Annotated in this window: 11 protein-coding genes and 1 pseudogene; 7 read left to right on the top strand and 5 right to left on the bottom strand. The window is 59.4% G+C overall.

Features of this window, described 5'->3' with window-relative positions; genetic code table 11:
- The first annotated feature begins 290 nt into the window (after nucleotides 1-290).
- From CCE89_RS08320 to CCE89_RS15580, 5 genes are all read left to right on the top strand, one after another.
- Nucleotides 291-1850 carry a type I restriction-modification system subunit M gene (locus CCE89_RS08320; protein WP_086437563.1) on the top strand — a complete coding sequence of 520 codons (1560 nt, stop codon included), beginning with the start codon at nucleotides 291-293 and terminating at the stop codon, nucleotides 1848-1850.
- Entirely contained in the window at nucleotides 1847-3094 is a 1248-nt protein-coding gene (locus tag CCE89_RS08325; RefSeq protein ID WP_086437564.1) for a restriction endonuclease subunit S, read from the top strand. The genes CCE89_RS08320 and CCE89_RS08325 overlap by 4 nt, the downstream gene beginning before the upstream one ends.
- The gene (locus CCE89_RS08330; protein WP_086437565.1) at nucleotides 3091-4092 is read left to right on the top strand and encodes a DUF4268 domain-containing protein; all 1002 of its coding nucleotides are present in this window, start codon (nucleotides 3091-3093) and stop codon (nucleotides 4090-4092) included. Before CCE89_RS08325 ends, CCE89_RS08330 begins: the two co-directional genes overlap by 4 nt.
- Nucleotides 4092-7253, top strand: coding sequence for a type I restriction endonuclease subunit R (locus CCE89_RS08335; protein ID WP_086437566.1), 3162 nt, complete (start codon nucleotides 4092-4094; stop codon nucleotides 7251-7253). Before CCE89_RS08330 ends, CCE89_RS08335 begins: the two co-directional genes overlap by 1 nt.
- A 275-nt stretch (nucleotides 7254-7528) precedes the next feature.
- Nucleotides 7529-7948, top strand: coding sequence for a uracil-DNA glycosylase family protein (locus CCE89_RS15580; RefSeq protein ID WP_407640395.1), 420 nt, complete (start codon nucleotides 7529-7531; stop codon nucleotides 7946-7948).
- A 129-nt stretch (nucleotides 7949-8077) separates the two neighbouring features.
- On the opposite strand, the gene CCE89_RS08345 is transcribed toward CCE89_RS15580, so the two are convergent.
- The 3 genes from CCE89_RS08345 to CCE89_RS15435 all read right to left on the bottom strand — a co-directional run bounded on the left by CCE89_RS08345 (nucleotide 8078) and on the right by CCE89_RS15435 (nucleotide 10917).
- A complete protein-coding gene (locus CCE89_RS08345) occupies nucleotides 8078-9475 on the bottom strand; it encodes a hypothetical protein (protein WP_143255991.1) in 1398 nt (465 codons plus the stop codon).
- A 411-nt stretch (nucleotides 9476-9886) separates the two neighbouring features.
- Nucleotides 9887-10432, bottom strand: coding sequence for a recombinase family protein (locus CCE89_RS08350; protein WP_086437569.1), 546 nt, complete (start codon nucleotides 10430-10432; stop codon nucleotides 9887-9889).
- A gap of 212 nt (nucleotides 10433-10644) precedes the next feature.
- The gene (locus tag CCE89_RS15435; RefSeq protein WP_086437570.1) at nucleotides 10645-10917 is read right to left on the bottom strand and encodes a hypothetical protein; all 273 of its coding nucleotides are present in this window, start codon (nucleotides 10915-10917) and stop codon (nucleotides 10645-10647) included.
- Between the two features lie 15 nt (nucleotides 10918-10932).
- Here CCE89_RS15435 and CCE89_RS08360 point away from each other — a divergent pair, with 15 nt between their 5' ends.
- On the top strand, nucleotides 10933-11151 hold the full coding sequence (locus tag CCE89_RS08360) for a hypothetical protein (protein WP_086437571.1): 219 nt from the start codon (nucleotides 10933-10935) through the stop codon (nucleotides 11149-11151).
- 3 nt (nucleotides 11152-11154) lie between these two features.
- Here the strand turns inward: CCE89_RS08360 and CCE89_RS08365 are convergent, their stop codons facing one another.
- Nucleotides 11155-12735, bottom strand: a complete 1581-nt coding sequence (locus CCE89_RS08365; RefSeq protein ID WP_086437572.1) for a recombinase family protein — start codon at nucleotides 12733-12735, stop codon at nucleotides 11155-11157.
- Between the two features lie 45 nt (nucleotides 12736-12780).
- Nucleotides 12781-13416 (bottom strand): annotated as a pseudogene (locus CCE89_RS08370) (magnesium chelatase domain-containing protein); the annotation flags it as partial.
- 159 nt (nucleotides 13417-13575) lie between these two features.
- On the opposite strand from CCE89_RS08370, the gene CCE89_RS15535 reads away from it, so the two are divergent.
- Nucleotides 13576-14577, top strand: a complete 1002-nt coding sequence (locus tag CCE89_RS15535; RefSeq protein WP_086437573.1) for a hypothetical protein — start codon at nucleotides 13576-13578, stop codon at nucleotides 14575-14577.
- The last annotated feature ends 1 nt before the right edge of the window (nucleotide 14578 follow it).

Here is a 14578-nt window from a genome sequence, read left to right on the forward strand (position 1 = left end):
GATCCATTGCTCACAGAGGTCGCGCGGGAGGTGGTTTAGCGTCGTCTCGTGCCGACCCCACCAGGCTTCGAAGGCCTCTTTACGACCTACACCCTTACCTTCGCCGATTGGACGCAGCATTGCGGGCCAAGAAGTCTCTCGGTGCCTGTCGAAATTAAAGGGGCGCCCCACTTGAAGTTCTCCTGCTAAACTACTGCTCATGTCGCCCCACAGATAGCGTTTAGCCTAGACCAGACAGCTGGTTTGGGTAAGTAAGCGCTGGGTGATTTCGCAACAGGGAGAAACAGTTAGTGGCCGTTGATCTTCAGGACCTCTCGCGGAGGCTTTTCCAAGCTGCGAACCAGCTGTGGACCAATACCGCGCTGAGGCCCGACCAGTATGCCCAGCCGGTGCTGGCCCTGATTGCGCTGCGTCAGATGGAGGCGAAGTTCGACCAAGTTCACAGTGAACTGGCTGAGACCTTTACCGGACGCCTCAAGCCCACCCCTCAGGACTATCACGGCCACGGCGCGGTCTACCTGCCCGACAACGCCCGCTTCTCCTACCTCCTATCGTTGCCGGAGACCGAGGACCTCGCCGAGGCTCTTAACGAGGCCATGAAAGGCATCACGGAGCATAACCCGGACCTCGCGGGAGTAATGCCTCAAGGCTACGGATCGCTGCCTGATAAGGTCCTGAGGGAGCTTCTGCGCATCCTCCAGCCGCTCAACATCGGCGGCGATGCCTATGGGGTGATCTTCGAGTACTTCATGGGCGAGTTCGCCTCGGCCTACATGCAGAAAGGCGGCGAGTACTTCACCCCATCTTCTATTGTGAAGCTGATCGTCGAGGTGATCGAGCCTTACCACGGGAAAATCTTCGACCCTGCCTGTGGCTCAGGCGGCATGTTCGTTCACTCTGCCGACTTCGTGAAGCGACATCACAAGACCCCCAGCCGCGAGTTGAGCGTCTACGGGATCGAGAAGATGGAAGACACGCAGAAGCTGTGCCGCCTCAACCTCGCGGTCCATGGGCTGTCTGGGGACATCGTGGTGGCCAACAGCTACTATGAAGACCCGCACCGGATGGTAGGCAAGTTTGACTTCGTCATGGCGAACCCTCCCTTCAACCAGTCCCAGGTGGATACCGACCGGCTGGTCAACGATGCGGGGCATGTGGACGCCCGGTTCTCGCTCGGCATCCCCACGGTCAACAACGCGAACTATCTCTGGGTTGGCCTCTTCCATGCGGCGTTGAATGATAGGGGTCGTGCGGGTTTCGTGATGGCCAACTCGGCCTCGGATGCAGGCGGATCGGAGCGCGAGCTGCGAAAGAGGCTGGTGCAGTCGGGATCGGTCGACGTCATCATCTCCACCTCGCCCAACATGTTCTTCACGGTGACCCTGCCGGTGACCCTGTGGTTCCTCGACAAGGCCAAGGCGAATGGTGATCGGGCCGGAGAGGTGCTGTTCATCGACGCACGACACATCTTCCGCCAGGTGACCAGGGCGCACCGCGAGTACACGTCAGAGCAGGTCGAGTTCATTGGCAACATCGTGCGGCTGTGGCGCGGCGAGGCGGTCGAGACCGAGCAGGGCAGCGTGGACTTGATGGCAGAGACCTTCGGCGAGGAGGGCTACAAGGACATCGCAGGCCTCTGCAAGGTCGCCAGCCGAGCGGACATCGAGGCGCAGGACTGGAGCCTTAACCCTGGCCGTTATGTCGGCGTGGCTGCTGGCGAGCAGATCGACGATGTCGATTTCAAGGAGCGCTTGGAGGGCCTGCAAGAGGAGCTAGAAGTGCTGAACGCAGAGGCCGCGCGGCTGCAGGAGACCATCGCGCAGAATGTGGCCGAGGTTTTGGAGGCATGAGCCAGTGGCCAGAAGTACGGCTCGGAGAGCTTGCTGTTTTTCGGAACGGACTGAACTTCAACGCTTCCTTTCGCGGACCGGGCGTTGGTGTAGTTGGCATCCCCGACTTTCACGATAAGTCATTCGTTGAGTACGATGGCCTCGAAGAAGTCCAGCCCGACGTAGTCACCTCCGATGATGCTCTGCTGCATCAGGGGGACATCGTTTTTGTTCGTTCCAATGGCAATCGGCAACTGATTGGCAGGTCACTACTCGTTCGTGAGGAGCCGCCGCGACCCACGTCCCATTCGGGTTTTACCATCCGGCTACGCTTCACCGATGAGCGAGCAGACCCGCTCTTCTTTGCCTACCTCCTTCGAAGCGATACATTTCGGCGCAGAATGTCCAGTCAGGGCGGCGGCACCAGTATCAACAATTTGAACCAGGGCATCCTGTCACGCCTTGAGGTTCCCCTTCCAGATCAATGGAACCAACAGCGCATTGCGTCGATCCTCGGAGCCTATGACGACCTGATCGAGGTCAACCGGCGGCGGGTGGCGGTGCTGGAGGAGATGGCGCGGGGGCTGTTTGAGGAGTGGTTCGTCCGCTTCCGCTTCCCTGGCCACGAGAACGTGCCCATCGTCGACACCTCAAATGGCCCGCTGCCTGAAGGATGGGAGTGGGGCAGGTTCTCGCAGTTGGCTCCAGAGGTCCGCGAAACACTCTCGCCTTCTTCGGTTGACCCGGAGACGCCCTATCTTGGCCTGGAACACTTTCCTCGTCGCTCCACGACGCTGAACGACCGTGGCACGGCGTCTGATGTAGACAGCACGAAAGCTCGATTTCATCGGGGGGACATTCTATTCGGCAAGATACGCCCCTACTTCCACAAGGTCGTCTGGGCACCGTTCGATGGCATTGCTTCGACTGATGCGATCATCTGGCGACCTGACCCCCGCTTCGCTGCTCGCGCCTTGTTATTGGCTTCGAGTGACGCCTTCGTCGCTCATTCGGTACAGACATCGAATGGAACGAAGATGCCCAGAGCCAACACTAAGGTCCTGGCGGGGTACCCTTGCGTCATGCCGACCCACGACGTGAGCCAGATGTTCGAGGCTCTCGTGGGACCATCCGTTGAACTTGCTGCGTATTTGCAGGAGGCGAATGAGAGACTGGGTGCATCTCGCGATCTTCTTCTACCCCGCCTTATCTCCGGTCAGCTCTCCGTCGAGGTTGCCGAGCGCCAACTGGAGGACGCCGCATGATTCCCAAGCTCGGTAAAGTTCAGCGTGTCGACCTCCGCAACGCCTGGATGAATGAAGCATCGCACTTCACCCCGTGGCTCGCCTCTGAGGAGGGCATGGAACTGCTCCAGGATGCGCTCGATATGGAACTGGAGGTCGAGGCTACAGAGAAGTTCGTGGGGCCCTTCAAAGCCGACATACTCGCCAAGCGCACCGACACAACCGACGACCATTGGGTCTTGATCGAGAACCAGCTCGAACGGACCGATCACCGTCACCTGGGCCAGCTCTTGACCTACGCCGCAGGTCTCGATGCCGTCACCATCGTGTGGATCGCCGAGAGTTTCGCGGAGGAGCACAGAGCGGCGCTTGATTGGCTGAACGATATAACCGGCGAAGGGCTGGAGTTCTTTGGTCTCGAGATCGAGCTATGGCAGATTGAGGGGTCGCTCCCTGCTCCGATGTTCAACGTTGTGGCTGAACCCAACGAATGGACGAAGGAGGTCAAGCAGAAGACCGTCTCCGGTGTCTCGGACCTCAAGCAACAGCAGCGACGGTTCTGGCAGGGTCTTCGCTCGAAGCTCCTGGAAGCCAAGGGCAGGGTGAGGCCGCAGAAGGCGCACCCGCAGCACTGGGCTGACTATTCGCTCGGGAGGGCCGATACCTGGCTTTCAGCAACTGTGAACTCGAACAAGAAATACGTTTCGGTGGAGTTTGCGTTCAGGGGACCTTCCGGGAAAGTCTGGTACGACGAGCTGGTCCAGCACAAGGCTGAAATTGATGCCAAGATACCAGGGCTGTCGTGGCAGCGGCTGGACGACAAGAAGCAGAGCCGGATCGCTCTCTACCGGGAGAACTCCGACCCTACAGACGAAGAGCTATGGCCCCAACAGCACGACTGGCTGGCAGAGAAGCTCGAACAGTTCCACGGTGTCTTCCAGCCCTACGCGCAAGGTTTCAGCGACGCCCAGGTCGTTGCCGCTGCTGGCGAGGACAGCGAAGAGGACGACATCGACTGATGGCTCCCTCGCTCTCTGGTATCGTTGCCTCAGAGGAGGGCATTGTCGAGCAGCCTGCGCTTGCGCTGCTGGAGAAGCTCGGATGGGAGTGCGGGAACCTCTATCATGACGTACCTGGGCCGGAGAACGTTTATGGTCGCACGAGCCTCAAGGAACCTCACCTGCCTGCAAGGCTCAGAGCGGCACTGGAGAAGCTCAACCCTGAAAGGCCCGCAGAGGCCCTAAAGTTGGCCGAGGAGGAGCTGACGCGAGACCGCTCTGCCCTCCAGCCCATCGCGGCCAACCGCGAGGTCCTAATACTGCTGAGGGAAGGTGTCAGGGTCGAGGTGAAGAACGACCAGGGAAAGTTCGAAGACGTCCTGGTCCGCGTGATTGACTGGAAGAACCCAGCTAACAACAACTTTCTCGTCGCCAACCAGGTCTGGGTAAAGGGAAAGTACGAGTACACCAGACGTCCCGACACCATTGGCTATGTCAACGGCCTGCCGCTGCTGTTCGCTGAATGGAAGGCCCCCACCTGTCCGCTTGCCGACGCTTACGAAAAGAACCTCAGAGACTATAAGGATGCCATCCCGCAGCTATTCGACGCAAACGGGTTTGTTCTTCTGTCTAACGGGCTTGAGACGCGTGTCGGTGGCAGCCATGCGCCTTACCAGTTCTTCTCGCCCTGGAAGCGGCTGGCGGAGGGAGGCCCAGAGGACCCCAGCCTGGAGACCATGCTGAAGGCAACCTGCGAGCCTGCTCGTTTCCTCGACATGCTGGAGAACTTCGTTCTGTTCGACGAGGCGAAAGGTGGCCTCATCAAGATCATCGGGCGCTACCACCAGGTCCTGGGGGTCAACAGGGCCATCGAGGCCGTCCGGCACATTGAGGAGAACGAGGGGCGGCTGGGCGTCTTCTGGCACACCCAAGGTTCCGGCAAGAGCCTTTCGATGGTGATGTTCGCCGAGAAGGTCCTGCGGCGCATGGGTGGCAACTACACCTTCGTGATCGTCACTGACCGAACAGAGTTGGACGATCAGATCGCGGGCCAGTTCGCTACGGCTGGCGCACTCACCAAGGAGACCCAGCAGGCGCAGGCGGGCAGCAGGGCACACCTGAGAGACTTACTCGCTGGCAACGAGCGGTACGTCTTCACCCTGATCCAGAAGTTCTCGACCGACCACAAGGAGCTGATGCCGGTGCTGTCGGATCGCTCGGACATCATCGTGATGACCGACGAGGCCCACCGGAGCCAGTACGCTCAGCTCGCGGCTAACATGCGAAAGGCACTGCCCAACGCGGCCTTTATCGGGTTCACTGGCACTCCACTCATCAAGGGAGACGAGAGCCGGACCAGAGAGGTCTTCGGGGACTATGTGTCGGTCTACGACTTCGCGCAGTCGGTGAAGGATGGGGCAACAGTCCCTCTGTACTATGAGGGCCGCAAGCCTGAGCTTCAGCTCAACGCTGACGAGCTTCAGGAAGAGCTGGAAGAGCTGCTCGATGAAGCTGCCCTTGATGAGGAGCAGGAGAAGAAGCTCAACCAGCAGTTCGGCAGGCAGTACACGCTCATCACCAATCCCGACCGGCTGGACAAGGTGGCCGAGGATGTGGCGCTCCACTTCGCCCAGCGAGGATACCGTGGGAAGGCGATGTTTGTCGCCATCGACAAGGCCACGGCTGTCGCGATGCACGACAAGGTCAAGGCTGCCGTCGCCAGGATGATCGAGGAGGACGAGCGGCGACTAAAGACTGCCCACGAGGCCGAAGGCGCGGCCATAGCCGAGCGGCTGGTCTGGCTGCGCGAACTCGACATGGCAGTGGTGGTGAGCCAGGGCCAGAACGAGGTTGACGATCTGCGCCAGAAGGGCCTCGACATCTTGCCGCATCGCGAGCGGATGCAGAAGGAAGACCTGGAGACCAAGTTCAAAGACAAGAACGATCCGCTGCGCCTCGTGTTCGTTTGCGCAATGTGGATCACGGGCTTCGACGTGCCCAGCATCGGCACGATCTACCTCGACAAGCCGATGAAGTCGCACACGCTGATGCAGACCATCGCCAGGGCTAACCGGAAATCGGAAGGTAAGACCTCTGGGGTGATTGTGGACTACGTGGGTGTGTTCCAAAACCTTCAGAAGGCGCTCGCTGTCTACGCGGCTGGAAGGGGCGACGGCCAGACGCCGATCAAGGGCAAGGAAGAGCTGGTCAAGGAGTTGGAGGCGGCTCTCGAAGCCGTGCGGGCCTTCGTGGAGCCGCACAGCGTCGATCCTGAGGCGATCATGGATGCCAAGGACTTCGAGCGGCTAAAGCTCATCAACGAGGCCGTGGAGGCTCTGGTGGCCCCTGAGGATCGCCGCAGGGAGTTTCTCAGGCTCGCTGGGTCGGTCACACGGGCCTACAAGGCCCTACTTCCAGATGAGCGAGCAGCGCCTTTCCTGAGGCCGGTAGCGGTCTTCCACACACTATCCGACGCAGTCAAAGCCAAACTCGGTCCTGTCGACATCTCGGCCATCTCGGCCAGGATCGCTCAACTCCTCGACGAGAAGCTCGAAGGGGTCGCTATCGTCACCCCCATTGTCGAGGGGGACACCGCCGAAGGCCGTGTGGACCTCTCAGGGATCGACTTCGAGAAGCTCGCGAGCCTGTTCGAGACCAGCCCCAAGGTGGCCACCGAGAAGATGCGCGAGGCTGCCGAGGAGAAGGCCAAGAAGATGGCCCAGGCAAACCCGACGCGGGTCAGCTTCGTTGAGCGGCTGGAGAAGCTGGTCGCGGCCTACAATGCCGGGTCAATCGACGCCGAGAAGTTCTTTGAAGGCCTGAAGGCTTTCATCCAGGACCTCGACGAAGAGGAGCAGAGAGCCGCCAAGGAGGAACTGACCGAAGAGGAGCTGGCGATCTTTGACCTTCTCACCACCCCCGATCCCCAGCTCACCAAAGCGCAGGAGCAGGAGGTCAAGAAGGTGGCGCGTGGGCTGCTGGGCAAGCTGCAGGGGCTTGTGGATGCGATCGACTGGGTCAGGGGCCAAGAGACCAGAGGAAGCGTCTGGACGGCCATCAGGGTGGGACTGAACGAGCTACCAGAGGACCCGTATCCTCAGGACCTCTGGGATGCGAAGGTGGACCAGGTATGGGACTTCGTGCTGAGGCGGTATGCGGAGCAGCCGAGCGCGAAGCAGTGAGTTGGGACGGGGTCCCCTTGGGGATTAGGGAAGAACTGGATGCGCTACCTGCCGACATTCTGAGCCGGTCGGGGAAGGTCTTCTACGTTGGCGCAGAGGCACTGCAGAAGCATAGCCAAATCTATCTTCTCGGTCTCAACCCTGGCGGTGATCCTGATGATCGTCTCGGAGGCAGCACCATCGGGCAAGACCTGAAAGCCTTCCGAGAGCGGAAGGCGCCTTGGTCGGCCTATGCTGACGAAAGTTGGAGAGGAAGGCCTCCAGGCACATGGGGCATGCAGCCGCGCATCTTACACCTGCTAAGAGGCCTTGAAGCCAATCTCAGGTTCACTCCGGCGAGCAACGTGGTCTTCGTACGCAGCCGTAGAGAGAATGACCTAGAGAGAGAAAAAGAGGATCTGCTAAGGGCCTGCTGGCCAGTCCACCAAGCTGTCATCGATAGCCTCAGGGTCCGCGTGGTGGTGTGCCTCGGCCAAACCGCAGGCCGATGGGTCCGCGAGCAACTGGACGCTCACCAGCATGTTGATTGGTTCAAGGAAACAAATGGACGCGGCTGGGCCAGCCACACCCATCAAGGGGCTGATGGTCGGCAGGTAGTCTCCGTCACCCACCCATCCATTGCGAACTGGTGCAACCCTGATGCGGACCCGACATCACTGGTGGTCAGAGCGATGAAACGAGCGAATACAGGGTAGCGAAGATTTCGTACTCTAATGCTCTTCCTTCGCTTCCTTTCGTCCTTCTCGGCTCCGTTAGTATTCCTGAGGCTTCCAAAGAGGGGGAGTAGATAGACACCCCCACCAATGATACCCAAGGACCCTTGGCTACTTGAGGGTCACGTTCGGCACCATAAGGCACGGCTTTCCAGTCTCTCCCTCAACGTACTCTTTAAAGGCGACCTTCAGACAACCTTCGGCAATTTCCGTATGTGAACGCGGAACTATGAGGGCATCATGTATCGGGAGAACTGGGACATCCTCTTGGAACATGAGCTTCTCCATAGCCAGCCGAAGGACCTCCGCTTCGTGGTACTGAAGGTCGAACGTCGTTAGCCCAAGGAACTCGAGGTCAACGAGGAGCGGGTGCTTCTTCTTCACAAAGGCACCAACCTCTCGGCATGGATAGTCGACCTGAAGATCGCAGCGGGGTCTTTCCTCCTCGTAATCGGCCTTCGACTTCTTGGACCATTGGCTTGGCCTGGGATTGGACGAGCCAATGGCTTGGGCGACCCAGAGTTTCACGATGATCCTGGGGTAATCTTCAATGTCGTAGGGGTCGTCAGACGGATCGAAAGGCTCGCCGGTGAGCGCATGTAGAAAGGTCAGATGGGAGGCCCTGAGGTCGACCTCAGCCACAGCTTCTCCGTTGATGGTGATGAGGTCCTCGCGGTACCTTGCAGGCCAACGCTCGTAAGCCTGACCGCCCTGCAAGGAGTAAAACCGTCCGCCCTTATTCCAGTCGAAGTCGTCCTGGTCACCATTGTTGAAGAGGCGTCGAAGGCCAACGAAGGCCACGCCGTCTATCTGCTCTGCCTGAAGAAAGGCGTTGATGCGCTCCATCTGACCGGCAATCGCCTGGACCTTGGGGTTGCTCCAGTCCACCGGTAGGCTTTTGGCAGACTGCTTCTCGCCACGAATGGTCTCGCGCTTAGCTCTCAGTGCAACCAGCGGCCCGCTTGTGATCGCGCCGCGAGAAGTCTTTGAGGTCCAATGGTCCGACCAGTGATCCAGCAGGACCTCATGGGCATTCGCCAGCTCGATCATTTTCTCGGTAAGGCTGAAACACGTCGCTGTACCTGCTCGCTCACCCCGCGGTGCCTCCCATCTAGGATAACCGATCCTGCGGGTCAGTAAGCCTTCCCCTTCAAGGGCGCTAACGACTTGGGAGAAGATGTCGTAGCCGAAGCCCAAGTGTCCCTTGGAGGAAAAATTGCTCCTCGACATACCGTGCGCCCCAGCGACCTGGGGACCCGAAGATGCCCTGGCTCGTGCGAGGCTGAAGAGGTCAGCGAGTAGCGCCTCGACAGCTTTCGTGAGCTTCGAGGTGGTTGCCTCGCCTGCCCTTTTGGAGTGTCCCAGGGTCAGGCGGTAAGGCACGACGACGTCGTCGATTAGTGTCTGGATGAGGCGGTGCGCCGCTGGTGACCTCGGTCCTCCCAAAAGCGCAATCGGGCATGCATCCTCCCGCTTCGCTCTAGAAGCGGTACGTGTATCGGAACGCAATCTATGGTCTCCAGACGGGTCTTTTCGGTCCCTTAGTAGCAGACCGAACAGGACGCGTATTCAATCGTATACGCCACTGCGTTGGAAGGCTCCAGAGGCTTCTAAAGGGCTCCAGAGCTTACATGAGAGATGTTCAGCTTGCCCGATTATTTTCTAAGTGACTTAGTCAGCTTAGGTCTCCGCCCTGCCCAACTCTGGTGTGGGAGTTATGGCCAAAACTTCATGGCCTCACCGTTCCATGCCAACGCCGGAATACAACCAGTCCTCCTTGGGACCTCATGTGACTTCAGTATCTGGCCGACGCGCGTCGAACTCAGTCCGAAGGCTCTGGCGATGTCTGCTTGACTATAGCCAAACTCATAGGCCTTGCAGATCGCTAAGTTGCGTTTGCCTTTGGTTCGAAGGCTCATATTATGTGGCCAGCGCACGGTAGACGGACGCCCTGCCGATCTTGAGCTGCCTGCTGATCTGGGTCGGATTGAGACCTTCCTTCTTCAGCCTACGCACATCCTCGACTGGGACTGAGGGCTTGCGACCCTTATAGACCCCCTTCGCCTTGGCCTTTGCAATGCCCTCCATCTGGCGCTCACGACGCAGGGCCGTTTCGAACTGGGCGAATACGCCGAGCATTTGCAGGAAGGCGACCCCTGCGGGGGTGGAGGTGTCTATCGGCTGCTCTGTTGCCTGAAGATGCGCTCCCTTGGCTCTGATAGTCTCCACGATGTCCTCAAGGTCCTTCACGGATCGCGCCAGGCGGTCGATGCGCGTCACCACGAGCGTGTCGCCTTCGCGGAGGAACTCAAGAACCGTGTCGAGCTGGTCTCGCCCCTGCCTGGTCGTGCCGCTCTTGGTCTCGGACCGGATGATGGAGCAGCCTGCGTCTTTGAGGGCCTCCTCCTGGATCGTGCAGTCTTGATCGTCGGAGCTTGCCCGTGCGTATCCTATCGTGGTGGTCATGGCGAAAGTGTCTCAATAGCCTCTAAGACCCTTTCCGTTAAATGTCCGAAATGGTAATGTCAATCCTAATGAGATACCCGATCTGTATCAATGGGATGTATCGCTGAGGTATACCTTGCGGACACTTATCGCGATCGAGGCCTCCGGAAATGGCGGATCGCTCGCAGGAGTTCAACGGGTCCCCTTCTGCCGCACTGATGGTACCGCGAGGTTCAGCTAGAAAGGCCATTGGGAAAGGACGGTTTCGCTAAGGCCACATTCAAGACGCCCGACCCACGCAGCGATCGCTCCATACTGGCGTCCGCGATGATGTCCGTAAGCAGCCCAGCGACCTTTTCCCGCACACCGGCGTCATTCATCAATGAAAGGGGAAAGCCAGGGAAGCCCGTCAATGTCTCCGTCGAAAGCCCACCGCCTATTGCTGAAAGGCGGTCGTAGATCGACTGTCGCTTTTCCTCAGGCTCCAAGGTTGGTCGATTGGTCATGTACCGAGGTTGAGTGTGACCTTTGCCGTAAGCAAGGGACATTGGGACAAACGCTCCGAAGGGGAGATCGAAAACACCGATCAGAGACCCATGCGCTTTCGCTACCTCGGCGTGTCCATCCCCTTCTCCGTCTCCAATGGGCTGCTCGCGCTTGATGAGCAGAAGGTCGCCATCATCGTTCGCAATGATTTTTTACCCATTGCCACTGATGGCTGTGGGATGATCGCCGAGTGATATTCATTCGCCCTGCCATTTCGTGAAGGTGTGCGAGTATGGGAAGTCCAGACTGCCGCCGTGCGTCCATTCGAACTCAACGTGCACGGCATCATACTGGATCACTGCCCTGCTAAAGAGCGCCCGCAACCGCTGATTGACCTCTTCTACGTTCACATCTCCTGAGACTGGCTGAAGCGCTTCAAGCGCCTTTTCAATCCGAACCTTTACTGTCCGGCCTGTTGCGGCCTCTCTGCGTTTCTGAAGAGCCTCAAGAGCTGCCAAGGCCTCTTCCAACTGCTGTTCCGTCTCGCGCGCCTTTTGGGCGATCATCGGTGAATGTCCGAGGCTGAGATTATTGAGTAAATTGCTCGCTCGCTCTCGCAACTGGTCGACGACTTCGTCAGCTCCCCTGATTTCGTCATCGAGCTGAGTGTCCTTCCCAGTAGCCCCTTCCAGAAGTTGAAGTCGCTTAGGTAAAGCGTCAAGGACCGCCTTCTCAATCTCTCCATACGGAACCGAGCGGTATGTACACCCGGCGCCAATCTTTGCCCGCGAACACACAAGGGACGGCTTCGATCGACTGCCCTTGTTGACCCTCGTCATCGTAGCGCCGCACTTCGGACACTCAGCCAGTCCAGCCAATATATTGGTGATCGGGGTGTGTGCGTGTCGGCCTCTTTGAGGGGCCTTCCGAACCTCTCGAAGGGCCTGAGCCTCTTGGAATGTCTCCACGCTCACTACCGCTGGGTAATACCTCTCGACTGGCTCAAGCGGCACTCTTCGCTTTCGTGTTCCGTCAAACTCACTCAGGTGAGGACAGAACGTCCCAATAACGGCTGGGTTCTGGAGTATTTTCGAGATGTATGACCGATGCCAGAACTGACCTCTGCCCCATGGCTTGATGCCCTGCTCATTCAGTTGGCTTGCGATCCGGTGCTGCCCCCAACCGTCGAGGGTTAGATCGTAGACGCGGCGAACGATGTCTCCGCGTTCCTTAATGACTATGAAGCGTTGCCGATCATTGGACAACTTTAGCCAAGCCGGAACGCGTTCTGTGATCGGCTTGCCCTCCAGCACCTTTTGACGCTTTTGCTCCCAAGTTGCCTTGAGGCGCTTGGACTTCGTCACACTTTCCTCATTTGCTCTCATGAAGGTCAGGATCGACACCATTAGGTCCATTGGTTCGTTGTCGAGCGATCCTTGTGTGTAAACGCGCTCATCGTTGAGGGTTACAAGGTCAACGCCAGCGTCAACGATGTCTTCGAGGACGCGCAGGGCCTTTCGTGGAGGCAGGCGGCTGAGACGATCGAGTTGCTCAACAAGTAGCACAGATCCTTGCGGCACTTGACCACTTCGAACGGCCTCCAGGAAGAGTGCGAGCTTACCGGCTTCGGCGTTTTGGCCTCTGAAGCCCGAGATGCCGACATCGTCGAAGGTCAGCTCTTGATCCAGCTCCAGTCCACTTTTAGCCGCGTAGGCTTCGGCCATCGACCGTTGGCGGCGGAAGCTATCACCCTTTCTTTGTTCGGGTGTAGAGAAACGCAAGTAGGAGTACGCTTTTCGCGGCGCTTGGCCTTCTGGCGATACGTCTTTGTTTTCCATTGGCCGCCCTTGCGACCAAGAGGGGTCTCAAGTCAATAACGGAAACATGTTGTGACCTCCCGCCGCAGCGATTTCGAGCGCGCGCTTCGCCGTCTCCTGCCCGCGCACCTGCTTGAGATCGGCGACGGGGGCTGGCCGTTCGATCGCGCCGCGCTCGGGCTCGGGCAGCAAGGCGGTGCCCTTGAGGTGGTTGAGCAGGCCGACGAGATCGCGCGCCGCGCAGACCGGAACTCCGCTCGCCCATTTCGCCTCCGCGCCCTGCGCCGCCGGGCACATCAGGCCGGCCTCCGCCTCGCTGGCATGGAGTGCGGCGAGGAGAACGCCCGGCGAGGCGACGATACGGCCATCCAGTGCGAGTTCGCCCACGGCAATCCAGTCGGTCAGTTGCTCGGCATCGGTCACGCCCATCGCGGCGAGGAGCGCCAGCGCGATCGGCAGGTCGTAATGCGATCCGTCTTTCGGAAGGTCTGCGGGTGAGAGATTGATAGTTATCCGTTTGGGCGGCAGTGCAAGGCCCATTGCGGCAAGCGCCGACTGCACCCGTTCGCGGCTTTCGCTCACCGCCTTGTCAGGCAATCCGACGATCGCAAAACGCGGCAGGCCGGGCGCAACCTGGCACTGCACTTCGACGCTGCGCGCCTCCAGCCCGAGATAGGCAACTGTCTTGACCAGCGCGACCATCGCTAAACCCCTCAAATCCCGAGTGAAGAGAGGGGCCGCCGCAGTCGAATTAACAGCTTGTAACCGGAGGCCTCGAGGCGATGGTCTCAGTAGCCGGTAAGGCGAATTAAAGCATAAAACTTTGCCATTCCGCAGGGGCTCGGCGGGCACAAGATCGCCATGCGAAGCCTCGTGCTCTTCCTCCTGGCCCTTGTCCCTCTGCTTGGTGCACCGCTACCCGTGCATGCTCAGTCAGGGACGGCGTCACGCGTCGTCTCAATCGAAAGCTGGGTCGAGGAATGGGACGAGGCAACGCAAAGCTGGGTGCGGATCAGCGAGCCGACCGTCGAAGACCGGCATTCCGCCCAGAATCCTGCAAGGCGTTCGGAACGCGTAGCCGTTCCCCAGACGCAGCGTTCCGAGCGCTTTGCGGTGCCCTCTTCGCCAATGGCGCAGCCTGGCTTGCCGATGCCGGCAGGCGAGCGTGGCCAGCGCTACGGACCCTTCCAGGTGCTCGACGGCAAGCGTGCAGCGCTGCTCGGCACCACTGATACGCTCAGTCCGCGCCATTTCGCACAGATGCTGAGCGAGCATCCCGGTATCGAAGTGCTCGAAATGATTGAGGCGCCCGGTACGCGTGACGATATCGCCAACCTCAAGCTGGGCCGTATGATCCGCGAGAAGGGCATTGCCACGCATGTTCCGGCAGGCGGCTCGGTCCGCTCGGGCGCAGTCGAGCTGTTCCTGGCCGGTGCGGAGCGAAAGGTTGCCGAAGGCGCGCAGTTCGCTGTGCATTCCTGGATGGATACCTATGGTCGCCAGCCAGAAGACTTCGCGCCCGATGCCCCTGAAAACCGCCTCTATCTCGACTATTACCGCGATATGGGGATGAGCGAAGACCGCGCCGAGGCCTTCTACGCCATGACCAATTCGGTTCCGCATCAGAGCGCTTTGTGGCTCGATGCCGTTGACATGCGCGGCTGGATCGCGCCGGAGCTCAAGAAGGCGCGCGAACTTCCGACGATCGATGCGATGCCGCGCCGCGAGGCCCCGCGCCTGGCCTATCTCGATGTGAGCCGGGTCGAACTGGCGCCGCTCGACTTCTCCGACATCGTTTTTCCCGAGTTGGAAATCGGCCCGATCAAGCTTGCATCGCTTGACTCGCGGCCAAGCATCCACTAAC

The organism is Altererythrobacter xiamenensis, from assembly GCF_900177715.1.
Taxonomy (GTDB): domain Bacteria; phylum Pseudomonadota; class Alphaproteobacteria; order Sphingomonadales; family Sphingomonadaceae; genus Erythrobacter; species Erythrobacter xiamenensis.

Excerpts from the sequence above, each read along its gene's own strand:
- CCE89_RS08335 (WP_086437566.1), top strand. The coding sequence starts at position 4,092 with ATGGCTCCCTCGCTCTCTGGTATCGTTGCCTCAGAGGAGGGCATTGTC.
- CCE89_RS15580 (WP_407640395.1), top strand. The coding sequence starts at position 7,529 with ATGCAGCCGCGCATCTTACACCTGCTAAGAGGCCTTGAAGCCAATCTC.
- CCE89_RS08330 (WP_086437565.1), top strand. The coding sequence starts at position 3,091 with ATGATTCCCAAGCTCGGTAAAGTTCAGCGTGTCGACCTCCGCAACGCC.
- CCE89_RS08365 (WP_086437572.1), bottom strand. The coding sequence starts at position 12,735 with ATGGAAAACAAAGACGTATCGCCAGAAGGCCAAGCGCCGCGAAAAGCG.
- CCE89_RS15535 (WP_086437573.1), top strand. The coding sequence starts at position 13,576 with ATGCGAAGCCTCGTGCTCTTCCTCCTGGCCCTTGTCCCTCTGCTTGGT.
- CCE89_RS08325 (WP_086437564.1), top strand. The coding sequence starts at position 1,847 with ATGAGCCAGTGGCCAGAAGTACGGCTCGGAGAGCTTGCTGTTTTTCGG.
- CCE89_RS15435 (WP_086437570.1), bottom strand. The coding sequence starts at position 10,917 with ATGACCAATCGACCAACCTTGGAGCCTGAGGAAAAGCGACAGTCGATC.
- CCE89_RS08350 (WP_086437569.1), bottom strand. The coding sequence starts at position 10,432 with ATGACCACCACGATAGGATACGCACGGGCAAGCTCCGACGATCAAGAC.